The organism is Nocardioides ultimimeridianus (assembly GCF_054777895.1).
Genome location: NZ_BAAHAB010000003.1, coordinates 77774 through 100940 on the forward strand (window position 1 = coordinate 77774; position 23167 = coordinate 100940).

Consider the following 23167-nt stretch of genomic DNA (forward strand, 5'->3'; position numbering starts at 1 on the left):
CCCTGTTGGAGAAGAGGTAGAGCGATGGATATCGGGATCCGGATGTACCGGCTGGGTGCTGTCCTGCCTGGGATCGTGCTCAGCGCCGCGTTGCTGCTGGTCGTCTCGGCCATGCTTCCGGCGACGATGGGTGGGCTGCTGCTGGTCGGATATGTGGCCGCAGCGGTGGTGCTGGCCACTGGTGCGTTCGAGGAGCCGGCTGTCCAGGTGCTGGGGAGTGCCCGTCGCGCCAGCGTCGGGGAGCAGCTGCTGCTCCGGGGCCTCGCGGTGTGGTTGGCCGCTCGCGGGCAGCCGGTGCCGGATCTGTACGTCGGACGCAGTGATCGCGGACGCCCTGCGGCCGAGGCGGTCGGCCGGTGCTCGGTCGTGGTCGCTCCGCGGATCCTGGGTTGGCTGCACCGCGAGCAGGTCTCCCAGGCCGTCGTGGCGACGGTGGTTGCGCAGGCGGCGGCGGGCCTGCGGGTCGGCCCTTCGCGGTTCGACCTCGCGGTACGGCTGCTGACAGCTCCTGGCGCGATGGTTGTGGCCGGGTTCTCCCGGGTAGCGCGCTGGTTCACCTGGGTGCCCGGGGTGCTGGGGCTGTGGCGGGTCAGGGCGATCTTCGGGGGAGTCGCGGTCTGGCAGTGCCTCCAGACGCACCAGGTCACGATCGCGGTCACGACCGGCGTGCTGATCGCTGTCTCCTACAGCGCCCCGGCATGCGCGCGAGCCTGGCGACGTCGATGCGCAGCCGCGGCGGACGAGCTCGTGGCCACTCAGGGTCTGGGCGAGCACCAGGTCGCGGTGCGGTCGGCCGACGAGCCGGGCTCGATCGACCGAGCCGATCGGAACCGTCAGGCGACCGGGTCGGCATCACCAAGGCACGAAGGCGGGGCCTCCTCGACGAGAGCGTTGTACGTGGTGCGTTGACCGGTTCGCTAGTCAGGGTTCACCCCGGGGATGCTCAGATCACCAGCCGTGGGGAGGGATCTGTCGGTCGGCCGACTGAGTTCCGGAGACGTCGCCGTCCCGCGGGGCGTCAAGGCGCCGGCGCGCGACCGCGTCGACGGGCAGCAGGTCGTTGGCTACGACGGACAGGTCGCTAGCCAGGTCGTCGACGTCGGTGGTGCGCAGGTAGCGCATCAGCCGGTCCAAGCGGTCGGTACTGCCGTCATAGGTGGCGGCTAGAGCTTCGGCGAGTTTGTCCAAAGCGGCTTCTCCTGCGGGCGTCAGGGTGATATAGACGTCGTCGCCGGCACGCATCGAGCTCATGAACCTACTCCCTCTGGAGGACCGTGTGCTTGCCGCGGGGTGCGGCTCGGTTGCCCACAGAGGGCATCACGGGCGGTCCTCGTGCTCACCGCTGCTGGGCGGGTGGGGGCTGGTCACAGGCTGGCTCCGGGCGAGGCCGGGGGCCGCCCTCGGCAGGGGATGGCGCTGGTGTCCGGCCACGCGTTGGCGGGCGGCGGTGTCGACGTCGAGTCCTTCCGCTAGTGCGCTCGTCTCGTGACCATGAAGCGCTCTCGGCGACTCGGGAGCAGTCGGCGAGGTGCGATGCTGCCCCGCCGAGTGCTCGATCTGATGCTCAGGCTTGGCGACGTCCGGATCCGGTTAACTCGTTGCCCTTCGGTGAGCACGGGGACACGCGCTGCTGCCTTATGTGGGTAGAGCCGAACCTCGGAGGAACTCAATGGACGTCTATGGGATTGACCATGTATGCGGGGTCGCGCGAGTGTTCAAGTCAGGCCATCGCCGTTCGCCATCGCCCGACCTAATTCTCGTGTCGACGTGCCGAGTAAGGCGAACGCTTCGTGTCTGAGGTCCTCACCCCGGAGCAGGACGCTCGTGCCGTGCGCGCTCTGGCGACCTTCAAGGCAAAGTGCATTGCGTCGCGGGCAGGTCTGTCGCTACAGCAACTCGACGCGGATGGATGGGTTGTCGACGTAGATGCGCGTGACTCCGAAGTCGCGTAGCAGCGCCTGGCGCAACGCGATCGGTGCTTTGTCGTCCCCGAGTCCTTTAGCGAGTTCTGCAAACCGATCGCTGACGGTGCCGAAGAACGGCACGACCTCGATCCGTGTCGCCTGGTCCAGTTCGGCAAGTTCTGACTGAGCGGCGGAGACGACCGCGTCGATGTCTGCTCGAACGGTGGCCAGGTCCGAGTCATCGAGCAAGCCCTTGATTGCGAGTCGCTTTGCATTCGAAAGTTCTGCTTCGGCGGAGGCGATGCGTCCTTGCAGTCGTTCGCGCCGCTTTGCGTCGTTCGAATTCATCCTCACCCCGCGTGTCACCTTCACCTCGACGGTGGTGCCTCCCCGGATGGGCTGGGATGCGATCCCTTTGACGATGTTGTCAGCAAGCATGGTGTTGATCCGAGTGCACGGGCTGAACCCTGCACGATGGATCATCCCGGGACGGATACCTGGGCAGTAAAACCGGATCCGGAGGGTCTTGCACTTCGTCGGGTTGTCTACTCGGGCATACATGCGATGGCCGCACCGCCCACAGAAAACGATCCCGTCGAGAGCACTGTCAGGGGTTACTCGTTTGTTGGCCCGTCGCTGTCCTCGCGCGGCGAGTCTCCGGTCGTTGACCCGCTGCCACAGTTCGGCGTCGATGATCGCGCCCAAGGGCGAATCGCGAGTTACCCGTCCGGGGTCGTCTTCCGCACGCTCGTCGAGGTAAGGCTTGCCGTTCTCGTCGCGAAGGACCTGCTGGCGCCCCCACACCAGCTCGCCCTTGTAGAACGGGTTGTCCAGGATCCCGTTGACGGAGTTCGATGGCCAGGAGTCCTTGCCTGTCTTGGTGGGAACGCCTTCTCGCGTTAGTCGTCGGGCGATCTCCTCCGAGGCGACACCTTGATCGGCCCAGGCGAAGATCTGCACCAGCCACGGGTATTCCTCGGGGTGGAGCTCGGGTACGCCTGAGCGCACTTTGCGGCCACCGACGAAGGCAGGCATGCCGCTTGGCAGTTCGACTCCGTCGACGATAAGTGGCTTCATCCGCACTCCGTAGGGCGGGCGCATGGCAACCGTTGACCCGCTGATCACCTTCGCTCTCAAATTCCGTCTGGTTCGACGGCGGACCTTCAAGACCTCCCCTTTGGCGTTGACCGCCCGCAGGTCGGCGTCGTACATCGCGTCCTCGTCATGGGGATCGATTAGCCCGACGTCCTCGGTGACGAGTGTGATCCCGAGTCGCTTGCAGAGTGAAGTGATCTCTTGACGCTGTCCCACGCCTGCGGTCAGGCGCTCTAGCTCGTTGACGACGACGAATCGCACCTCGCGGTTGGCCTCCAGGTAGGCGAACAGCTCTCGCAATCCGGGGCGGTCGGCGAGGGTTCGAGACACGCCTTCGTCGGTGAACGTCTCTAGGAGAGCGATCCCATGATCGGCCGCGACGCCGTCGTTGATCGATCGCTGCTCGGTTGTTGAGCCCTGCTCCTCTGTTGAGTAGCGGGTGTAGCCGACGCCCAGCCGAGATGTAGGCGTTGCAAGCCGTGGCCGAGTGCTCATGCGTCAGGGTAGGCCGATTACGTTCAAAAAATGAAGAATACGTCCCACTTGGGCTCGAAGCTGAGTCCGGCGGGGTCGAGCTTGGCGATCGCGGCCGCGTCGGGCACTCCCTTGATCGGCTTGGCGAGCATCGGCTGGATCGGCGGCATGACGGGCAGGTCCACGCTCAGGACTCTAGTTCCAGCGACCAGCACAGCCGCGGGATCGCGTGCTACTCCCGGTGTGCGGACCGCAGAGCGCGACGGTAGGCGGTCGGTGCCATGGAGAACCAGGCGTGGGACCGCCGGGTGAAGGCGCTCTGCTCGCTGTAGCCGAGCACGCCGGCGAGCTGTGAGAGCGGCATGTCCGAGTCGCGCAGCAGGTGGGTGGCGACGTCGCGGCGTACCTGGTCGACGAGGCCGTCGAAGGTCTCGGACCGCTCCGCGAGCCGGCGTTGCAGGGTCCGCGGGTGCAGGTCGAGCTGGCGGGCGACGAGGGCGAACTTCAGGCTCCCGGTCGGGAGCAGATGGCGGATAAGGGTGGTCGTGGACCTCACCAGGTCGGCGTCGGTGTCCGCGAGCGCGGAGTCCAGGTAGGAACGCACGACCTTGTGCAGCTCGCCGCCGTGCCCGATGGGCCGGTGGAGGTCGCGTGTGCGCAGCGTGAACCCCATCAAGGGCTCGGCGAACCGGACCTTGGTCCCGAAGTAGCGCAGGTAGTCCTCACGCGCCGTGAGCGGATCGTGCGGGACGTGCACGGCGACCGGCGAGAACCCGCCACCGGCGAGCAGCCGCAGCATCCGGAACGCCACCGCGATGCTGAGCTCGTTCTGCTGGCGGTGGTCGCCCAGTCGATCGAGGATCACGCGGATCTCGAACAGCCTCCGGTCGCGGCCGGCGTCGCTGAGCGACGCCTCGAGAGCGGGGCTGTACGTCGACAGGTAGCGCGAGGCTGCGACCAGGGCGTCGCCGAAGGTCGGTGCGCTCAGTGCGGCTGCGCCGACGGGCCCCAGGATCTCGATGCCCTGACGCAGCGCCAACCGGCGTCCGAAGTCCGGTGCGCCGGTGACGGCTGCGGCGGACTCCATGACCTTCACCAGGGCCCGGAAGCTGATGAACGCGTCGTGATCGCCGACGGCCGCGCGCGGAATGCCGGCCCGGCGCAGCAGCGGGCCTGCGTCGGCGCCGAACGAGGCGACGAGGTCCTCGATGCCCTCCAACGCCGTACCCCGGATGAGGTCCATGTCGCCAAGAGTCAAATCTTTGTCGTCAGATGTCAAGTCGTTGCCGACCGGCCGGTGACATCGTCGGAGCCATCGCCACGGACCTGTGTGCGTGCCCTCTGAAAGGAAATGACATGACGATCTCCGCAACCCCTGGCCCGGTCTTCACAGCGTCCGGATCGCCCCTTCCCGTCGTCGCCCTGCCCCAGGGCGAGCTTCTCTCCATCGACAGCAACGACGTCGCGCTGCTGGAGAACGCGCTCGGGAAGGGCGTCCACTTCAAGCCGCTGCGCCTCGACCTCGAGGCCGGCGAGTGGGTCGTCCTGGCCACCTTCGAGCCCGGCTCGCAGGTGCCGTTCCACTACCACACCGGGGTCGCCGAGGTCTTCACGTTCTCCGGCAGCTGGCACTACCTGGAGTACCCCGAGAGCCCCCAGACCGCGGGCTGCTACCTGTACGAGCCGGGCGGATCGGCGCACACCTTCGTCTGCCCGGCGACGAACACCGAGAACACCACGATCCTCGTGCGCGTGGTCGGAGCCAACATCAACTTCGCCGAGGACGGCACGTTCCACTCGATCCTCGACGCATCGCTCATCAGGTTCGTCGCCGACCAACTCGCGGAGGCCCAGGGCGTCGCGCCGATCAACTACATCGGCGGTGGTGCGGCAGGTATGACGGCCGGCGGATGACGACGCGTCGTACGCCGGGACCGGCGCGCTCCGGCGTTCCGTTAACGCGGAGCACGCGCTGCGGCGCACCCGAGGTAACAGGTGCGACCGACGCGGCCGATCCCGCCGACACGGCCGTGGACCTCCCGGCGGTCGACAAGGTGCCGGCCGGGTAGCGCCGGCTCCGCCAGGACTTCTCGGCAAAGTCTCGAGAACCGACCCATCCGATGTGAGGTGGGTCACGAACTCCTCCACGGCGGCAGTCATCGTGGCTGCCCCTTCTCCACGAGGAGCTCAGATGAAGATGTTCCGTAGTGCACGGGTCCGGCTGGTCGCCGGTCTCACCGTCCTGCTGATGGCCGGTGGCCTCGGCGTCGCGGCCGCCGCTGGTGGTGGTCCGTCGAGCAACGCCATGAGCATGGGTCGCGGCATCCCGGAGTTCGGCCTGACCCGCGCGAACTTCCAGGGCCACACCCTCAACTTCCGCTACACGAAGGGCTTCTTCTGCGACACCTCGGTGTCGGCCCAGTCCTCCAGCGGCTGTGAGGTCGGCAAGAAGTTCCGCAACGCTCCGGCTGCGCACTTCGACCCGCTGTTCGTCCTGGTGCCGCTCGGGTTCAAGCTGCCGGCGATGAGCATGGAGTGCCCGGCCGGCCTGGTCTGCGTGGACCACCCCGGGACCCTGGACCTCACCCGGATCGAGCCCGCGCTCAAGCCGCTGTACCCGACCCTCACCGACGCCCAGCTCACGTCCGCGCTGAAGAACTTCGCCACGCCCGGGCACGACCACTTCATCACCGACCGCAACAACGACCGCCCCGAGTGGTGGGACGTCCGTGTCGTCGGCGTCACCAACAAGGCCGAGTACAACCGGATCGTGGAGCACAAGTCCGCCGGGTATCTCCTCCAGCAGGTCAAGGCCGGCAAGACGACGCCGGTCCTGCGCACCAACCTCTTCCTGTTCTTCTCCGTCCACTGAGTCGGTCCGGGGGGCGGCAGCTGCCGCCCCCCGCACCCGAAAGGGGTGGGTCTCGTGACGAGCTCGCCGAACCTGCCGGCGGTCGCCGCCGGCATCTCGTACGACGAGTGCCGGTCCTGGCGCTCGGACGACCGCTGGCTCGCGGCCACCTGCCTGGTGGTCTGCGCCGGAACGCACATCCCCCTGATCCCCGAGCACCTCGAGGAGGCGCCGTACGCCGGGGTGGCGTTCGTCCTCCTCGTCGTGACCGCGAGCGCGCTCGCGGTGCTGGTGCTGCTCCGCGACACCGCCGCGGTGTGGGCGATGGTCGCGGGGGTGAACGTGCTGGCGGTGGCGGCCTACGTCCTCACCCGCACCGTCGCGCTGCCGCAGCTCGCCGACGACGTCGGCAGCTGGACCGAACCGCTGTCGTTCCCCGCGCTGGGCAGTGAGCTTCTCGCGGTGGCTGTCGTCTGGTCCGCCTGGCAGGCCCGGCGCTCATCCCGAGCAGGAGCGCACGGGGGCCGCGACGACCTCGCGACCCGCGACCCGCGACACCGGTCCCTGCGAGGCTGAAGCGGGCGCGATCGGAGCCGCGCGGCGTTCCGGGTCCACGGTCTGTCACCACCGTCGGGGAGTCCGACGGACGTCGTTCTCAACGACCGTGACCTGGTCTATCGTGCAGGGAACGGGACTCTTGGGAGGGAGTGCCCGACGTATCCGAGTAGCTCGAGGTCTGCTGGGGGTCGGGGGTGACGATGGACAAGACGATGACGGGCGCCGCCACGATGGTGGGAGTCCCACCTGCCGAGGCGACGACCTATGTGGGCCGCGGCGCCGAGATCGCCGACGCCCGCCAGCAGCTGCAGTCGGGACCGCTGGTCACCCTCACCGGTCCCGGTGGCGTCGGCAAGACCCGGCTGGCCCTGCGGCTGTGCGCCATCGTCGGCGGCGACCACCCCGACGGGGTGCTGTTCGTCCCGCTGGCCGAGGTCGTCTCCTCCGACCTGCTGGTGAGCACCGTGGCGGACCTGCTCGACCTGCGTGACTTCAACGGGCGTGCGGTCCTCGACGTGGTGATCGACGCGTTGCGCGACAGCGAGATGCTCGTCGTCCTCGACAACTGCGAGCACCTCATCGAGGCCTGCGCCCAGTTCGTCGAGGCGGTGATCCGGTCCTGCCCGAAGGTCGTCGTGCTCGCCACCAGCCGCCAGTCGCTGGGGATCCCGGGCGAGCGCATCCACCCGGTGCTGCCGCTGGCCACGCCGGAGCCGGGGGAGCGACTCGACAGCCTGGAGAAGTTCGACGCGGTCCGGCTGTTCGTGGAGCGGGCCGAGGCGGTCGTCCCGTCCTTCGCGCTGACCGCCGAGAACGCCCGCGACGTGGTGCGGGTCTGCGACCAGCTCGAGGGGCTGCCGCTCGCCATCGAGCTGGCCGCCATCCGGCTGCGGGTGCTGTCGGTGCGGCAGCTGGCCGACCGGCTGGGCGAGCAGTTCGCCGTGCTCAGCGGCGACAGCCGCAAGATCGGCCCGAACCGCCACGGCACCCTGCGGGCCGTCATCGACTGGAGCCACGAGCGGTGCACCGACGCCGAGCGCCTGCTCTGGGCGCGCGCGTCGGTCTTCGTCGGCGGCTTCGACCTCGACGCCGCCGAGGCGGTCTGCTCGGGCGACGGCCTGCCCGCCGCCGAGGTCCTCGATGTGCTCGACGGCCTGCTCGACAAGTCCATCCTGCTGCGCGACGAGCGCAGCGGTGTCGTGCGCTACCAGATGCTCGAGACCGTGCGGCAGTACGGCGAGGAGCAGCTGGTCGCCGCCGACGAGCTGGTGCCCTTCCGCCGCCGTCACCGCGACTGGTTCCTCGAGCTCGCCCGCCGTTTCCAGGCGGCCTGGCTCGGACCCCACCAGGTCGAGTGGTCGAGCCGGCTGCGCCGCGACCTGGCCAACCTGCGCGCCGCGCTGGAGTTCTGCGCCGGTGACCCGGACGAGGCCACGGTCGGCCTGCAGCTCGCGGTCCACCTGCGCGAGTACTGGCTCGCCGGCGGGTTGTCCCTGGAGAGCCGGCGGCACTTCTCCCGGCTGCTCGACGCGGCCCGCCCCGACGCGAAGTGGCGCACGGACGCGCTCTGGATCGCGGCCTTCGTCGCGATCATCCACGGCGACCGCGCCACCTGGCAGGCCGCGACCGAGGCCGCGGCATCGGCGCCCCCGAGCACGGACACCTCGCCGGCGTACGTCGAGCTGGTGCGGGGCTACGAGGCCCTGATCGGCAACCGGATGCCCGAGGCGGCGTCGTACTTCCTGCGGGCCGACGAGATGTTCACCGAGGAGGGCAGCGATCCCTCCGGTGAGCTGTGGGCCCGCTACAACTACGGCATCGCCACGGTGCTCGCCGGAGATCTCGACGGCGGCCGCGTGGTCCTGCGCCGGTGCATCGCCGAGTACGCCGCCAAGGGCGAGATCTTCTGGCGGTCCTGGGCCGTCTGGTCGCTGGGCGCCGCCGAGCTGCTCGCCGGCGACCTCGAGCAGGCCCGCGAGGCCTGCCAGGAGGTGTTCCGGCTCGAGCGGCAGGTGCGCGATCGGCTGCTCGTCGCGTTCGCGCTGACCGTCAGCGCCGGCGTCGCCGCGCGCAACGGGCGCAGCGTGTCGGCGGCGCGCATCATCGGCGCCGCGGCGGCCGAGTGGAAGGCACTCGGGACCTCGCCGGACTACTACGTCGCCTTCCGCGAGCAGATGAACGCCGACACCGACCGGGTGGTGGCACGCATCGGTGAGGCCGCCGCCCACGCCGCCTTCCTGGAGGGCTACGCGCTCACCGCCGCCGAGGGCATCGCCGCCGCGCTGGAGGACCTCGCCGACGAGGTCCCCGCCGACACCGGTCCCGACGACCTGCTGACCCGCCGCGAGATGGAGATCGCCTGCCTGGTGGCCACGGGCATGACGAACCGGGAGATCGCCGAGCATCTCGTCATCTCGCAGCGGACCGTCGAGACCCACGTCAACCACATCCTCGGCAAGCTCGACTTCGCCAGCCGCACGCAGGTCGCGGCGTGGATCCACGAGCGCTCGAGCAACGCGTCCGACTGATCCGGTCACCGTCCGCCCGCGCCGTCGACACGTCACAACGCCGTGCGGCGGCCGCCGCGCTTTGGTGAGGTGCATGCCAAAGCAAGGTCTCGGTCGGGTAACGGGCGACGCGCGCCCGTCGGGCCGATTGCGACCCGCTCTCGCGCGCGCGAGCCTCGGACGCGGTTCGCCCTGCGCTCGGGCGCACCCTGCCGCGCCCGGAGAGGAAGGGCGTCGTGCGGGGCGGCGGATCCTCAACAGAGGGAATCGGGAGAGAGAACCATGCTCGGAACGAATGGGCGGGCGCGGAGGGCGCTCGCAGCCATCGCAACAGGAGCGGTGGGGGTGGGACTGGCCGTCACGGCGACCGCCGCCCCGGCACACGCCGTGGACCCCGCCACGCTGGACCTTGACTACACCTGCACGTTCCCGCTGATCAACCAGCAGCCCCTGCACGTGCACATCGCCGTCGGACTGCCGGCGACGGTGGACGCGGGCGTGCCCACGCCGCCCTTCGACGTGAACGCGATCGCGACGGTCAGCGCCAACACGACCTCCGGGCTCGCGCTGGTCGGCGGCAAGACGATCGAGGGCTCCGCCATCTCGCACGTCAACCTGCAGGCGCCGTCAGTCAACCTGCCGGACCTCCAGGTCCCGGTCACGATCGCCAAGACCGACGTACCGGCCTCCGGCACGTTCAACGTCGCAGCGGTCGGCCAGACCCCGTCGGTCACGTTCCCGGCGCCGGGCACCGGCACCATCGACGTGGGCGGCCTGAACATGAGGATGACCGTCCGCGACGCGAACGGCCAGCCGATCGCGCTGCCGGGCGGCAACGCGGACGGCTCGTTCAACGCGCCGTGCACGGTCGACGCGGGCCAGAGCACCCGGCTCGCGAGCTTCGACATCACCGGCACCCCGCCGGCCAACACCCCGCCCACCGCGGCCCCTGCGACCGCCTCGACGACCGCCAGCGCTCCGGTCGCGGTGACGCTGCCGGGCTCCGACCCCGACGGTGACGCCCTGACCTACACGGTGGGCACGCCGGCGAACGGCACCGTCAGCGTGGTCGGCAACAAGGCGACGTACAAGCCCAAGGCCGGGTGGATCGGGACCGACAACTTCACCTACACCGTCTCGGACGGAGCCGCTCAGGACACCAACACGGTGACGGTCAAGGTCGGCAAGGCGCCGACCACGACCAAGGCCACCCCCTCGGCGACCAAGGTGAAGATCGGCAAGTCCTTCAAGGTCAAGGTGAAGGTGGTGAGCAAGACCGGCGCCCTGATCCCCGTCGGCGCCGTGAAGCTCGCCTTCAAGAGCCTGGTGCTGGCCAAGGGCTCGCTGTCCGGTGGCGCCGCGGTGCTCACCGTGCCGTCGACGCTCAGCAAGAAGCTGCCCAAGGGCAAGGACACGTTCGTCGCGACCTACCTGGGCAACGCGTACACGACCGGCAGCAGCGCCAAGGTCGTCATCACGATGGTGAAGTAGCGCCCCAGGGCCTGCTGGCCGCGCCCGCGTCGTACCGCTCCCCATGCGGTACGACGCGGGCGCGGCTGCGCCCTTTTTCGATCGGTGGGCCACGGGCGCCGGGCGGCCCGGACACCTCGCCGGAACCGCCCTGCAGCCGCCGTGAGACCTGCGCCACGCCCCGTGACAACGGCGTAACGGCCGATCGGCCCCGCCCCTCACCTGTGTCGCAATCGAGTATCTCGGTTCGGTAACGAACCCCTGCCCGCCACCGAACCGATTGCCGCCGTGAACCGCCCGGTCGGACGTTGAGCACGCCGGACTCCGACAGGAGCGTCTGCCGAACCAGCTTCGCCAGGCCGAGTTGTCACGGGGGGTCCTGGTCTCAACTCACACCCGAGAAGCAGGAGAAACAACAATGGGAATCACGAAGCGACCCTCAAGGGCACTGGCGACCGTGGTCGCTGGCGGCCTCTTGGGCGCAGGTCTGATCGGGGCCGCGGGTGGATCACCCGCCAGCGCGGCGCCGGCCAGCCTGAACCTCAACTACACCTGCACGTTCCCGCTGATCAACCAGCAGGCGCTGAAGGTGGCCATCACGCTCAACCTGCCCGACTCCGTCGCGGCCGGCACCGCCACTCCGCCGTTCGACATCAACGCGGTCGCGACCGTGAGCGCGAACACGACCTCGGGCCTCTCCCTCATCGGGGCGAAGAGCCTCGAGGGCAAGGCCACGGCGCACGCCAACCTGCAGGCGCCCTCGGTCAGCCTGCCGAACCTGGCCGTCCCGGTCACGGTGGCCAAGGCCACCGTCCCGGCCTCGGGTGAGTTCAACCTCAACGCCACCGGGCAGACGCCGTCGATCACCTTCCCGACCGCGGGCACCGGCACCATCGACGTCGGCAACCTGGACCTGGTCATCACCGCGCGGGACGCCAACGGCGCCCCGATCGCCCTGCCGGGCGGCAACGCGGACGGCTCGTTCAACGCGCCGTGCACGGTCGACGCCGGCCAGAGCACCCGCCTGGCCTCGTTCTCGATCACCGGCGGCGGTACGCCGACCCCGACGCCGACGCCGACTCCCACGCCGACGCCGACTCCGACGCCGACTCCGACGCCGACTCCGACCCCCACGCCGACTCCGACGCCGACCCCCACGCCGACCCCCACGCCCACGACCATCCCGTACCACTTCGGTCTCACGGGCAGCTCGTTCATCAAGGGCGCGAACGGCACCGTCCCGCTCACCGGCTCGATCGACGCCAACTACAACCTGTCGACCGGCAGCTACGACGCGGCGCTGGTGCTCAACGACACCAGCGGCTCCTTCAAGATCATGAGCTTCCTGCCCGTGACCGCGAAGGTCGGCTTCAAGCCGGTCAGCACGACCGGCACCCTGCTGAACGGCCACCTGGTCGCGAACGCCTCGACGTACGTGAAGATCCTCAACGTCTCGGCGTTCGGCTTCCCGCTCGGTGGCGGCCCCAGCTGCCAGACCGTGACCCCGGCGAGCATCAAGCTGGAGTCGTCGGCCGACCCGTTCAACCCGCTGGTCGGTGGCCCCATCGCCAGCACCTACACCCTGCCCGCGCTGAACGACCAGTGCGGCTCGTGGGGCTCGATCATCAGCGCGTTCATGTCCGGTGGCGGCAACACCATCACCGCGAAGCTCGCGCCCTGATCGCACCGTGAGCACGTCGGGGGCGCGGCCGACCCCGTGCCCCCGACGTACCACTGACCGGGTCACTGACCGGGACGGCCGCGTCGTCGCTGATCGGCGACGACGCGGCCGCACCAGCAGGACCAGCAGGACCAGCACCGAACCAGAACCACCTGCCAGACGATGGAGGAACCCCGAGATGTGGAACCGCCGCACCACCAGCCTGCTCGCGGCAACCGCAGCAGGACTCACGATCTCCCTGACCGGCTGCGGCGCTGGCTCGCCGGGCGCCGGTGTCGCGCCGCCCGTCAACAGCGCGCACGCGCAGGGCCCCGGGGCTCAGAAGCACGCCCAGAAGCAGGGATCCGCGGCAGGAGCCCCCGCACCGTCGACCGCGCTGGTCTCGTGGGCGGCGGGCATGTGCCGCGTCGTCGCGGCGCACAACCAGAAGGTCACGCCCGCGACGATCAACCGGTCGGACCCGCGCGCCACCATCAACGGCATGTCCCAGATGTTCGGCACCATGGCCGGCATGCTGGCCGCCCAGCACCGGGAGCTGCAGAGGCTCCCGGCACCCACGTCCGCCGCCGACCGTGCCGCCTTCCGGCACGCGCTCGTGCGGCTCTCCCGCGCGGAGGCTGTCATGCGCCGGGCCCAGGGCACCCTGCACCGCGGCAGCGTGGCTCCGTCCCCCGACATCGTGAGCACCCTGCGCGCCGCGGGGTCGATGACCGTCGACGGCAAGGTCTACCCGGGCTTCGTGGTCGACCTGGCCGACCGTGAGCGGCGCCTGCACGCGGCGATCGCCGCGGCATCCGCGTGCGATGCGTTCGCCGTCGCCTGATCGACCGGAGCGGCGAGGTCGCGCCGGCCACGTGCCGGCGCGCCTCGCCGTGGCCGGCGTCCTCGTCGCCGCCTGCCTCGCGACCCTCGCGGGGGCCTCGCAGGCGTCGAGCCCCGGCCGCCTGCCGCCCTGGAGCCCGCCCTCCGACGCGCTGGCCGCGCAGGGCAACGTGGCGAACACCGGCCGGGGCGAGGTGGTCGCGAACAAGCAGTGGTTCCGCGTGCCCGTCACCCCGACCTTCGTCCGTGCGTGGATCAAGGACGACCAGGTCCACGCCGAGGTCTTCGCTCGCACCGGCAAGAGCGGGTACGGCGAGTTCTCGCCGTTCTCGGTGCGCTCGGTGGCCTTCGGCATCGCTCCCGCGGTCGTCACCATCCGGATGAGCCAGCTGCGTCGCGCCGACGGCACCGTCGAGCCCTGGGTCCTGGTGGGCCCGGTGTCGGGCTCCGGCCAGACCCTGCGCGGCCGGGTGGTGCTGGGGGTGACCCGGATGAGCGTGGACGGCCACGACGTCGCCACGCTGCGGGCCGGCTGCCACACCGCGTTCCCCGCCTGGGTCCAGCTGACCGGCCAGGACGGGTACAGCCCGATCAACGGCGGATCCCTGAGCGGCACCATCGACGTGCCCCCGTTCGTGGGCTGTGGCCGCGGCAACGACCAGCTGCTGACCTCCTTCGTCTCCGGCGCGGGGAGCCCGCTGGAGATCCGCCAGGGCAGCATCCTCAGCGGCAACACCCCGGACCCGTTCCCCCTGCCGGGCCGAGGGTGAGCGTCCACCGACCACGTACGTGGGGTGCGTACGCATCTCGGTAGTCGAAGTAAGTGATTTCGTCGATGTAACGGCTCCGCGTTCGCGACAGAGTGACGCTCGACACGCCTGGGGAGTTCTCGGGAGGCGTGCATGCAGCCTCAGGGAGGGGACGCCATGGGCTCGGCCGTGCAGGTCGAAGGGCTCACCAAGAGCTTCGGTCGCCAGACCATCTGGCGGGACGTGTCGTTCACGATCCCCGCCGGAGAGATCACCGCCGTCCTCGGGCCGTCGGGCACCGGCAAGTCGGTGTTCCTCAAGGCGCTGATGGGCCTGGTCCGCCCGGAGGCCGGCTCCGTGCTCATCGACGGCGTCGACGTCGTGACCGCCGGCGACGCCGAGAAGCAGGAGCTGCGGCGGCGCTTCGGTGTGCTCTTCCAGGACGGCGCCCTGTTCGGGTCGATGACCCTGGCCGACAACATCGCCTTCCCGCTGCGTGAGCACGAGCGGATGAGCGCGGCGAAGGTCCGCAGCCGGGTCGGCGACCTGCTCGACCTGGTCGGCCTGACCGGCGAGGAGCACAAGCTGCCGGGCGAGGTGTCCGGCGGCATGCGCAAGCGGGCCGGACTGGCCCGCGCGCTGGTGCTCGAGCCCGAGATCGTGCTGTGCGACGAGCCCGACAGCGGCCTCGACCCGGTGCGGACGTCGTTCCTCGCCCAGCTGCTCGTCGACGTCAACGCGGAGACCGACGCCACCGTCCTCGTCGTCACCCACAACATCGAGATGGCGGCCAGCCTGCCGGACAACCTCGGCATGTTCTACGGACGCGAGCTGATCCTCTTCGGCCCGCGTGAGGCCGTGCTCACCAGCGACGAGCCCGCCGTCGTGCAGTTCCTCGCGGGCCGGATGCAGGGGCCGATCGGGATGGCCGAGGAGGCCGACCGCGGACGGCACCTGCGCCCCGACGACACCCGGCCGTTCTCGACCATCGACACCCTCCCGGTCCAGCTCGAGCCGTCCCCGGGGCTGCCCCCGCGCGCCGGAGCGCTGGCCCGCGCCGAGCGCGTCGAGCAGGCCCCGGAGCTCGAGGACCTGGTCGTACGCCGGCCCCCGGCCGACGTCGAGCGCGCGGCGGTGCCGCTTCCGCCGGCGTACAACCTGGTCGTGCGGGGCCTGCGGGCCGTCGGCGGGCTCTACGCGCTCGGTCTCGATGTCGTGCTGTCGCTGTTCACCCGGCGCCCCTCGGCCCGCGAGACCGTCGAGCAGTTCTGGTTCGTCGCGAGCGTCTCGATCCTGCCCGCGGCCCTGGTGGCGATCCCGTTCGGTGCGGTGATCGCGCTGCAGCTCGGCACGCTGATCGTGCAGATCGGCGCCCAGTCCTTCACCGGCGCCGCGAGCGTCCTGGCCGTCATCCAGCAGGCGGCTCCGATCGTGACCACCCTCGCCATCGCCGGCGCGGGCGGTGCCGCGATCTGCGCGGACCTCGGGGCCCGCACGATCCGCGAGGAGATCGACGCGATGAGGGTGCTCGGCATCTCGCCGGTGCAGCGCCTCGTCGTGCCCCGGGTGCTGGCCTCGATGGGCGTCGCGGCACTGCTCAACGGCCTGGTGTCCGTGGTCGGCGTCGCCGGCGGCTACATCTTCAACGTCGTCCTGCAGGGCGGCACCCCGGGCGCCTACCTCGCCAGCTTCACCGCGCTGGCCCAGGTCGACGACCTGCTCGTGGGCGAGATCAAGGCGGTGCTGTTCGGCTTCATCGCCGGAGTGGTCGCGTCGTACTGCGGCCTGAACCCCGGCTCCGGTCCCAAGGGCGTCGGCGACGCCGTGAACAAGTCCGTGGTGATCACCTTCCTGATGCTGTTCTTCGTCAACTTCGTCACGACCACGCTGTACCTGCAGCTCGTCCCCGCCAAGGGGGCCTGAGCATGCGCGCCCTCATCCGTCGCCCCGTCACCGCCCTCGCCGGCCTCGGCTCGGAGCTGCGCTTCCACGTCCGCGCGATCAGCCGGATCCCCGAGGCCGCCCGCCGCTACCCGCGCGACGTGCTCCGCGTGCTCACCGAGGTCACCTTCGGGCAGGGCGCGCTCGCCGTCATCGGCGGCACCATCGGCGTGATGCTCGGCATGAGCCTGTTCACCGGGACCGTCGTCGGGATGCAGGGGTACGCCGCTCTCAACCAGGTCGGCGCCTCGGTGCTCAACGGCTTCATCTCGGCGTACTTCAACACCCGCGAGATCGCCCCGCTCGTCGCCGCGCTCGCCCTGTCGGCCACCGTGGGCTCGGGCTTCACCGCCCAGCTCGGCGCGATGCGGATCTCGGAGGAGATCGACGCGCTCGAGGTGATGGCGGTGCGCAGCCTGCCCTACCTGGTGACCTGCCGGATGATCGCCGGGTTCATCGCGATCATCCCGCTCTACGTGGTCGGCCTGCTGACCTCCTACATCGGGTCGCGCGCGATCACGGTGTGGTTCTACCACCAGTCGGCGGGCACCTACGACCACTACTTCCGGCTGTTCCTGCCGCCGGTCGACATCCTGCTGTCGTTCCTCAAGGTGCTCGTGTTCGCCGTCGTGGTCATCCTCATCCACTGCTACTACGGCTACCACGCGTCGGGCGGACCCGCCGGTGTCGGCGTCGCGGTCGGTCGCGCGGTGCGGCGCAGCATCGTCACGGTCGCGCTGCTGGACTTCGTGCTGTCGCTGGCCCTGTGGGGCGCCACCACCACGGTGAGGATCGCCGGATGAGGCGCGCGGTCGACGCGGGGCTCGGCCTGGTCTACCTGGGCCTGGCGGGCGTGCTCGTGCTGGTCGCCGCCGCGTCGTACCAGCACGTCTTCTCCGACGACATCACCGTGGTCCTGCACGCGGACGCGGTCGGCAACTCGCTGCGCACCGGGTCGGACGTCACCTACCTCGGGGTCCCCGTCGGCACGGTCGCGAGGATCGAGTCCTCCGCCGACGGCGCCACCCTCACCCTGGACATCGACAGCGACCGCGCCCGCACCATCCCGCGCGCCGTGGTGGCGCAGATGGTGCCGGAGTCGCTGTTCGGCGAGCGCGACGTCAGCCTGGTCCAGGCCGGCGACGCCACCACCGGGCTGCGCGACGGCCAGGTCATCGCGCAGGACTCCTCGGACCGTGCCCTGCAGCTGCAGCAGGTCTTCGACGCGCTGCTGCCGGTGCTCAAGGCCGTCCAGCCCGAGAAGCTCAACGCCACCCTCGGCGCGCTCACGACCGCGCTGCGCGGGCAGGGCCCGGCGATCGGCGACGCGATGGACGCGTGGGGCCGCTACCTGCGCCGCGTCGACCCCGCGATCCCCGCGCTGTCGCAGGACCTCGACCGGCTCGGGTCGGTGGCGAACACCTATGCGGTGGCCACGCCGGACCTGCTCGCGGCGCTGTCCGACCTCGCCACCACCGCGCACACCGTCACCGACATGGACGGCCAGCTGCACGCTCTGTTCACCGCCGTCACCTCCTCCTCCGACACCGCGAGCGGGTGGATCGGCCCGAACAGCGGCACCGTCATCGCGGTGGCAGCCAAGAGCCGCGCGGTCCTCGACGTGCTCGGCCGGTACGCCGCCGAGTTCCCCTGCCTCGCCTCGACCCTGACCGCGATGGTGCCGCGGGTCGACCGGGCCCTCGGTGCCGGGACGTCCCGCCCCGGGCTGCATGTGCGCGCGCAGGTCGTGGCGAGCCGGCGGCCCTACACGTCGGGCCCCTCCCTCTCCAGCGGTACGCCGAGCTGCCCCGACCCGAGCGGCGGCACCCGGTCCGCCCGCGCCTGGGCCGGGCTGATGCTCGGTCCGTCCCTGCGCGCCGCCGGGAGCGACCGATGAGGGGACTCCTGCCGCCGCTGCTCAAGAGCGCCGTGTTCGTGGTCGTCACGACGATCGCCACGCTGGGCCTCGCGTTCACGATCCAGAACGGTGGCTCGGGGACCGGCTCGACGTACCACGCCCTGTTCACCGCGGCCCCGAGCCTCAACGCGGGCGACGACGTGCGGATGGCCGGCGTACGCGTCGGGCAGGTGACCGACGTCGCGATCGCGAACCGCGACCAGGCGCTGGTGACGTTCAAGGTCGATGCCGGTGTCGACCTGACGTCCGACGTGGGTGCGGAGATCCGGTTCCGCAACCTGCTCGGCCAGCGCTACGTCTCGCTCGACCAGGGCACCGCGACCGGCGGGCTGCTCGCCGCGGGCTCGACCATCCCGCTGGAGCGCACCCGGCCGGCCCTGGACCTCACCCAGCTCTTCAACGGCTTCCAGCCGCTGTTCCGGATGCTCTCCCCGCAGGACGTGAACGAGCTGTCGGGGCAGATCATCTCCGTCTTCCAGGGCGAGGGGACCACCGTGTCGAGCCTGATCGCGCACACCGCAGGGCTCACCAGCACGCTGGCCGCGAAGGACCGCATCATCGGCGAGGTCATCGACAACCTCAACCGCGTCCTCGGCACGGTCAGCAGGAACGGCGCCGGCCTGAGCTCGCTGGTCGGATCGCTGCAGCGGCTGGTCACCGGGCTGAACCAGGACCGCTCGACGATCACCAGCGGCATCGCGGGGATCGGCGCGATGACCACGAGCGTGGGCGGCCTGCTGCGCCAGGCGCGGCTGCCGATCCGGTCCACGGTCGTCGACCTCGACCGGCTGGCGGGCAATCTCGCCGCGGCCCGCGGCACCCTGAACCGCACCCTGACCAACCTGCCGCTCAAGCTCGAGCGCCTCGGCCGGACCGTCAGCTACGGCTCCTGGGTCAACTTCTACCTCTGCTCGGTCGGCGGCGACATCCCGGCGGTGCAGGGCTACCTCGGCGGCCTCGGCGTCGACGCTGTCGCGGGGAGGTGCCACTGATGCGGATCAAGCAGTTCGGTGAGCGCAACCCGGCCTGGATCGCCGTGCTCGGCACGATCGCCCTGGCGATGGTCGTCGTGCTGACCTTCTTCTCGTCCTCGCTCCCGGTGATCGGCGGAGGTACGACGTACTCCGCACGCTTCACCGAGGCGGCCGGCCTGACGACCAGCAGCGAGGTCCGCATCGCCGGCGTGAAGGTCGGCAAGGTGACCGACGTCCGCCTCGACGGCGACTCCGTGCTGGTCTCGTTCAAGGTCAAGCACGCGTGGGTGGGCGACCAGACCACGGCCTCCGTCGAGCTCAAGACCCTGCTCGGCCAGAAGTACGTCGAGCTCGAGCCCGCCGGCGACCGGCCCCTCGCCGCCGGCGCGACGATCCCGTTGGAGCGCACGACCGTGCCCTACGACATGAGCACCGCGCTGGAGGGGCTCGCCAGCAGGGTCGGCAGGATCGACGTACCGCAGCTGGCGGCGAGCTTCCGCGCGCTGAGCGCGTCCTTCCAGGGCACGCCGAAGGACATCCGCCGGATGCTGACCGGGCTCACCGCGCTCGCGACCACCATCGGCTCGCGTGACACCCAGCTGGCCGGCCTCATGCGCAACGCGCGGCAGGTGACCGGCCGGTTCGCCGGGCTGGGCGGCCAGCTCGGCCGGATCCTCGCCGACGGCGACCAGCTGATCACGACGCTCGCCGCCCGTCGTACCGCCCTGCACCAGCTGGTGGTCGGCACCGACCTGCTCTCGCGCCAGGTCGCCGGCCTGGTGAACGACAACCGGCGCCGGTTGGCGCCGGCGCTGCGCAAGCTCGACACCGTCGCGCGGATCCTGCAGCACAACGGCGCGCACATCGATCGCGCGCTGCAGCTGCTCGCGCCCTACTACACGATGCTGACCGACGCGTCGGGCTCCGGCCCGTGGGTCGACGGCTACCTGTGCGGGCTGTTCGACAGCAACGGCCGGCCCGAGCTCGACCCGCGCGCGCAGCGCAACTGCCACCCGGGAGGCCGGCGATGATGCCCCGGATCCCCACGCTGCCCCGGAGCACCCGGCTGCGGGCGCTCGCCGCGATCGTGGCGCTGCTCGCGCTGGTCGGCGCTCTCGCCGTCGTGATCACCCGGCCGTTCGCCACGGCCCCGACCCGACTCACCGCCGACTTCACCACCGCGGTGGGCATCTACCAGGGCTCCGACGTCCGGGTCCTCGGGGTGAAGGTCGGCACCGTGACGTCGGTGCGGCCCGAGGGCTCGCAGGTGGTCGTCGCGATGGACGTCGACCCCGACGTGGCGCTGGCGCCCGACACGGGAGCGGTGATCGTCGCACCGACGCTGGTCAGCGACCGCTACGTCCAGCTGACCGAGCCGTGGGTCTCCGGCGACCGCATCGCATCCGGTACGACGATCCCGCTGTCCCGCACGGCGGTGCCCGTCGACGTCGACCAGCTCTACCAGAGCCTGGACCAGGTCGCGTCCCTGCTCGGCCCGCGCGGTGCGAACCGCGACGGTGCGCTGTCACAGCTGATCCGGGTCGCCGACAGGAACCTGCGCGGCAACGGGACCGCGATGCGGACCCTGGTCACCAGCCTCGGCCGGGCCGCGCGCACCCTCACCAGCTCCGGGTCCGACACGTTCGCGAGCTTCCGCAACCTCGACGTCCTCGCCCGTCTGCTGCGCGCCAACGGCCGCCACGTGCGCAATGTGGACGCCGGCCTCGCGGTGGTCACCGGTCAGCTCGCCCGCGACCGCCGCTCGATGAGCTCCGGGATCCGCAACCTCGCCTCGGCGATGGGCATGCTGCGCCGCTTCCTGGTGGACAACAGGTCCCACATCAAGCGATCGGTGGGCTCGCTCAGCTCCACGACCGAGCTGCTGACGGCGCGCCGCAGGTCGCTGGCCCGGCTGCTCCAGGTGCTGCCGGTCGCGCTGCAGAACGTGCTGGCCGCCTATGACCCGGCGCACCGGCTGCTGGTCGGCCGCGGTGATCCCAACGATGTGACGCTGTGGGGCGGGCCTGTCGTCGACGTCACCCGCCACCCCGCGCCGCGACTGCTCCTGCCCGGTGGAGGTGACCGGTGATGCGGCGATCCCTCGCTGTGCTCTGCGGCTGCCTGTGCCTGCTGCTCACCGGCTGCGGCCTGAGCCAGGGCGTGTACGGCGTACGCCTGCCCGGCGGTCCGGACCTCGGCTCCGACCCGGTGACGATCACGGCCGACTTCAGCGACGCGCTCGACCTGGTGCCCCAGTCCAGCGTCAAGCTGGACGACGTGCCCGTGGGCGAGGTGACCGGCATCCGGCTGGCGCCCGACGGCCGCAGCGCCGAGGTGACGATGGCCGTGCGCGGCGGCCTCGGCCTCACCGCGGACACCACCGCGCGCCTCGCGCAGACCAGCCTGCTCGGTGAGAAGTACGTCGCCCTCACGCCCGGCTCGTCCTCGGCACCGCTGGCCGACGGCGCGACGATCGGCCGGCTGGCCACGTCCCAGGCCGTCGACGCCGAGGAGGTGCTCGGCGCGCTGTCGATGCTGCTGACCGGCGGTGGCGTCGGGCAGTTCCAGGACCTCTCCCGCGAGATCCGTGACATCGGTCGCGGCCGCACCGGCGAGATCCGGCTGTTCCTGTCGCGGATGGACCACTTCGTCGCGACCCTGGATCGGCACCGCCGATCCGCGACGCGGGCGATCGAGGGCATGCGCGCGCTGAGCGTCTCCCTCGCCGACAACCGCAGCAGGATCGACACGGCGCTGACCCAGCTCGCTCCCGGCATCACGGCCCTCGAGGGCCAGCGGGCCGACCTGGTCAGGATGCTCACGTCGCTGAACACGCTCAGCGCGGTCACCGTGCGCACCGTCCGCGCCGCCGGCCGCAACATGATCGGCGACCTGCGCTCGCTGCACCCGACGCTGAACGCGCTGGCCCGTGCCGGCTCCGACCTGCCCCGGTCGCTGCAGCTGCTGACCACCTTCCCGTTCAGCGACGCCGTCCTCGACGCGGTCAAGGGCGACTACCTCAACCTGTTCGTGACGATGAACATCGCCGACCGGCGGACCCAGCAGCCCCAGGGCGCGCTGCGGGCGATGCCGCCGGTGCTCCTGTCCGGCCTGAAGGCAGGGGGCCGCTGATGTCGATGCGGAGCATGCGCCTGAAGCTCGCGATCTTCGGTCTCCTGGCGGCGCTGGGCATCACCTACGTCGCGGCCAGCTACGTCGGCGTCGGCCGGATGCTGGGCCTGTCCGGCTACACGGTGACGGCCACGCTGCCGCGGACCGGCGGGCTGTTCCAGAACGGCGAGGTGACCTACCGGGGTGTGCCCGTGGGCCGGGTGGCGCACCTCGAGGCCGGCCCCGACGGCGTACGGGCCTCGCTGCTGATCACCTCCGACGTGCCGATCCCGCGCGACGTGCAGGCGGTGGTCCGCAACCGCTCGGCGATCGGCGAGCAGTACCTCGACCTGCGTCCCTCGAGCGATGCCGGGCCCTACCTGGCCGGCGGCGACACCATCGCCGTCACCGACAGCGGGCTGCCCGTCCGGCTGAACCTGCTGCTGCAGGACATGGTCGACCTCAGCGACTCCCTGCCCACCCACGCCATGAAGCGCGTGGTCGACGAGATGTACGACGCGTCCGCGGGCTCGGCCACCGACCTGCGCAGCCTGCTGCAGACCTCGACCCGGTTCGCCCGGCTTGCCGACGCCAACGCCGGCCCGACGCTGGCGCTGATCAAGGACGTCGCACCGGTGCTGCGCACCCAGCAGCTGGCGGCCGGATCGATCGTGTCCTCCAGCTCCAGCCTGCGTGCGATCGCTGCGACGCTGGCGGGCTCGGACCGCGCGCTGCGCCAGGCGATCCTGCAGGCGCCGGGTGCGGCGCTCCAGGTCCAGCAGCTCTTCGCCGACGTGGGCCAGCCGATGACGATCCTGCTGCGCGACCTGCTCAGTCTCAACGGAGCGCTCGCGCCGCGCAGCCGCGACCTGGAGCGCATCCTGAGCACCGGCCCGCGGGTCGTCGGCGACATCGCCTCGACGCTGCGCGACGGCGCCTTCTCGATGGGCCTGACCACCAACTTCACCGAGCCGCTCCCGTGCCAGCGGGGCTACACCCAGCCCCGGCGTGCCGGCCTGGAGACCGGCGACGTACCCCTCCTGCTGACCGGCGGCTGCACCGCCGGCCCGCGCAGGGGTGCGGCGAGCGCGCGATGACCGACCCCACCCGAC

21 protein-coding genes and 1 pseudogene are annotated in these 23167 nt (G+C 70.8%); 18 read left to right on the forward strand and 4 right to left on the reverse strand.

The features are described 5' to 3' along the window. The first annotated feature begins 24 nt into the window (after positions 1–24). Positions 25–909, forward strand: a complete 885-nt coding sequence (locus ACYU8V_RS01525; RefSeq protein ID WP_460844670.1) for a hypothetical protein — start codon at positions 25–27, stop codon at positions 907–909. A gap of 39 nt (positions 910–948) precedes the next feature. Here the strand turns inward: ACYU8V_RS01525 and ACYU8V_RS01530 are convergent, their stop codons facing one another. The 4 genes from ACYU8V_RS01530 to ACYU8V_RS01545 form a co-directional block, all read right to left on the reverse strand. Beyond that, a complete protein-coding gene (locus tag ACYU8V_RS01530; protein WP_460844671.1) occupies positions 949–1251 on the reverse strand; it encodes a hypothetical protein in 303 nt (100 codons plus the stop codon). A 635-nt stretch (positions 1252–1886) separates the two neighbouring features. Continuing rightward, complete coding sequence (locus ACYU8V_RS01535; RefSeq protein ID WP_460844672.1) at positions 1887–3494, reverse strand: recombinase family protein; 1608 nt, start codon at positions 3492–3494, stop codon at positions 1887–1889. Positions 3495–3517: 23 nt separating this feature from the next. Next, entirely contained in the window at positions 3518–3658 is a 141-nt protein-coding gene (locus ACYU8V_RS01540) for a hypothetical protein (RefSeq protein WP_460844673.1), read from the reverse strand. Between the two features lie 47 nt (positions 3659–3705). After that, positions 3706–4716: an AraC family transcriptional regulator gene (locus ACYU8V_RS01545; RefSeq protein WP_460844674.1), complete on the reverse strand. Its 1011-nt coding sequence runs from the start codon at positions 4714–4716 to the stop codon at positions 3706–3708. 113 nt (positions 4717–4829) lie between these two features. Here ACYU8V_RS01545 and ACYU8V_RS01550 point away from each other — a divergent pair, with 113 nt between their 5' ends. The 17 genes and pseudogenes from ACYU8V_RS01550 (at position 4830) to ACYU8V_RS01630 (ending at position 23152) form a co-directional block, all read left to right on the forward strand. Beyond that, on the forward strand, positions 4830–5387 hold the full coding sequence (locus tag ACYU8V_RS01550; RefSeq protein ID WP_460844675.1) for a 2,4'-dihydroxyacetophenone dioxygenase family protein: 558 nt from the start codon (positions 4830–4832) through the stop codon (positions 5385–5387). A 277-nt stretch (positions 5388–5664) separates the two neighbouring features. Next, the gene (locus ACYU8V_RS01555; protein ID WP_460844676.1) at positions 5665–6345 is read left to right on the forward strand and encodes a hypothetical protein; all 681 of its coding nucleotides are present in this window, start codon (positions 5665–5667) and stop codon (positions 6343–6345) included. A 54-nt stretch (positions 6346–6399) separates the two neighbouring features. Then, on the forward strand, positions 6400–6900 hold the full coding sequence (locus ACYU8V_RS01560) for a hypothetical protein (protein ID WP_460844677.1): 501 nt from the start codon (positions 6400–6402) through the stop codon (positions 6898–6900). A 182-nt stretch (positions 6901–7082) separates the two neighbouring features. Beyond that, positions 7083–9410 (forward strand): ATP-binding protein, encoded by a 2328-nt coding sequence (locus ACYU8V_RS01565; protein WP_460844678.1) that lies wholly within the window; start codon positions 7083–7085, stop codon positions 9408–9410. Between the two features lie 324 nt (positions 9411–9734). Continuing rightward, positions 9735–10880, forward strand: coding sequence for a DUF6801 domain-containing protein (locus ACYU8V_RS01570; RefSeq protein ID WP_460844679.1), 1146 nt, complete (start codon positions 9735–9737; stop codon positions 10878–10880). 454 nt (positions 10881–11334) lie between these two features. Next, entirely contained in the window at positions 11335–12540 is a 1206-nt protein-coding gene (locus ACYU8V_RS01575; RefSeq protein WP_460844680.1) for a DUF6801 domain-containing protein, read from the forward strand. A gap of 178 nt (positions 12541–12718) precedes the next feature. Then, positions 12719–13363 (forward strand): hypothetical protein, encoded by a 645-nt coding sequence (locus ACYU8V_RS01580; protein ID WP_460844681.1) that lies wholly within the window; start codon positions 12719–12721, stop codon positions 13361–13363. Positions 13364–13394: 31 nt separating this feature from the next. After that, positions 13395–14132: a hypothetical protein gene (locus ACYU8V_RS01585; protein WP_460844682.1), complete on the forward strand. Its 738-nt coding sequence runs from the start codon at positions 13395–13397 to the stop codon at positions 14130–14132. Positions 14133–14288: 156 nt separating this feature from the next. Further along, positions 14289–14834, forward strand: a pseudogene (locus ACYU8V_RS01590) (ABC transporter ATP-binding protein); the annotation flags it as partial. Between the two features lie 435 nt (positions 14835–15269). Further along, a complete protein-coding gene (locus tag ACYU8V_RS01595; protein WP_460844861.1) occupies positions 15270–16034 on the forward strand; it encodes an MlaE family ABC transporter permease in 765 nt (254 codons plus the stop codon). Positions 16035–16036: 2 nt separating this feature from the next. After that, the gene (locus ACYU8V_RS01600; protein WP_460844683.1) at positions 16037–16855 is read left to right on the forward strand and encodes an MlaE family ABC transporter permease; all 819 of its coding nucleotides are present in this window, start codon (positions 16037–16039) and stop codon (positions 16853–16855) included. Further along, positions 16852–17949, forward strand: coding sequence for an MCE family protein (locus tag ACYU8V_RS01605; RefSeq protein WP_460844684.1), 1098 nt, complete (start codon positions 16852–16854; stop codon positions 17947–17949). The genes ACYU8V_RS01600 and ACYU8V_RS01605 overlap by 4 nt, the downstream gene beginning before the upstream one ends. Beyond that, positions 17946–18962, forward strand: coding sequence for an MCE family protein (locus ACYU8V_RS01610; protein WP_460844685.1), 1017 nt, complete (start codon positions 17946–17948; stop codon positions 18960–18962). Before ACYU8V_RS01605 ends, ACYU8V_RS01610 begins: the two co-directional genes overlap by 4 nt. Next, the gene (locus tag ACYU8V_RS01615) at positions 18962–19975 is read left to right on the forward strand and encodes an MCE family protein (RefSeq protein ID WP_460844686.1); all 1014 of its coding nucleotides are present in this window, start codon (positions 18962–18964) and stop codon (positions 19973–19975) included. The genes ACYU8V_RS01610 and ACYU8V_RS01615 overlap by 1 nt, the downstream gene beginning before the upstream one ends. Continuing rightward, positions 19975–21033 (forward strand): MCE family protein, encoded by a 1059-nt coding sequence (locus tag ACYU8V_RS01620; RefSeq protein ID WP_460844687.1) that lies wholly within the window; start codon positions 19975–19977, stop codon positions 21031–21033. The genes ACYU8V_RS01615 and ACYU8V_RS01620 overlap by 1 nt, the downstream gene beginning before the upstream one ends. After that, a complete protein-coding gene (locus tag ACYU8V_RS01625) occupies positions 21033–22076 on the forward strand; it encodes an MCE family protein (RefSeq protein WP_460844688.1) in 1044 nt (347 codons plus the stop codon). Before ACYU8V_RS01620 ends, ACYU8V_RS01625 begins: the two co-directional genes overlap by 1 nt. Next, a complete protein-coding gene (locus ACYU8V_RS01630) occupies positions 22076–23152 on the forward strand; it encodes an MlaD family protein (protein WP_460844689.1) in 1077 nt (358 codons plus the stop codon). Before ACYU8V_RS01625 ends, ACYU8V_RS01630 begins: the two co-directional genes overlap by 1 nt. Positions 23153–23167: the final 15 nt, after the last annotated feature.

Bases quoted from the DNA above. Each gene is read 5' to 3' on its own strand.
- ACYU8V_RS01525 (WP_460844670.1), top strand. From the start codon at position 25: ATGGATATCGGGATCCGGATGTACCGGCTGGGTGCTGTCCTGCCTGGG.
- ACYU8V_RS01530 (WP_460844671.1), bottom strand. From the start codon at position 1,251: ATGAGCTCGATGCGTGCCGGCGACGACGTCTATATCACCCTGACGCCC.
- ACYU8V_RS01535 (WP_460844672.1), bottom strand. From the start codon at position 3,494: ATGAGCACTCGGCCACGGCTTGCAACGCCTACATCTCGGCTGGGCGTC.
- ACYU8V_RS01545 (WP_460844674.1), bottom strand. From the start codon at position 4,716: ATGGACCTCATCCGGGGTACGGCGTTGGAGGGCATCGAGGACCTCGTC.
- ACYU8V_RS01550 (WP_460844675.1), top strand. From the start codon at position 4,830: ATGACGATCTCCGCAACCCCTGGCCCGGTCTTCACAGCGTCCGGATCG.
- ACYU8V_RS01555 (WP_460844676.1), top strand. From the start codon at position 5,665: ATGAAGATGTTCCGTAGTGCACGGGTCCGGCTGGTCGCCGGTCTCACC.
- ACYU8V_RS01565 (WP_460844678.1), top strand. From the start codon at position 7,083: ATGGACAAGACGATGACGGGCGCCGCCACGATGGTGGGAGTCCCACCT.
- ACYU8V_RS01580 (WP_460844681.1), top strand. From the start codon at position 12,719: ATGTGGAACCGCCGCACCACCAGCCTGCTCGCGGCAACCGCAGCAGGA.
- ACYU8V_RS01600 (WP_460844683.1), top strand. From the start codon at position 16,037: ATGCGCGCCCTCATCCGTCGCCCCGTCACCGCCCTCGCCGGCCTCGGC.
- ACYU8V_RS01605 (WP_460844684.1), top strand. From the start codon at position 16,852: ATGAGGCGCGCGGTCGACGCGGGGCTCGGCCTGGTCTACCTGGGCCTG.
- ACYU8V_RS01610 (WP_460844685.1), top strand. From the start codon at position 17,946: ATGAGGGGACTCCTGCCGCCGCTGCTCAAGAGCGCCGTGTTCGTGGTC.
- ACYU8V_RS01615 (WP_460844686.1), top strand. From the start codon at position 18,962: ATGCGGATCAAGCAGTTCGGTGAGCGCAACCCGGCCTGGATCGCCGTG.
- ACYU8V_RS01620 (WP_460844687.1), top strand. From the start codon at position 19,975: ATGCCCCGGATCCCCACGCTGCCCCGGAGCACCCGGCTGCGGGCGCTC.
- ACYU8V_RS01625 (WP_460844688.1), top strand. From the start codon at position 21,033: ATGCGGCGATCCCTCGCTGTGCTCTGCGGCTGCCTGTGCCTGCTGCTC.
- ACYU8V_RS01630 (WP_460844689.1), top strand. From the start codon at position 22,076: ATGTCGATGCGGAGCATGCGCCTGAAGCTCGCGATCTTCGGTCTCCTG.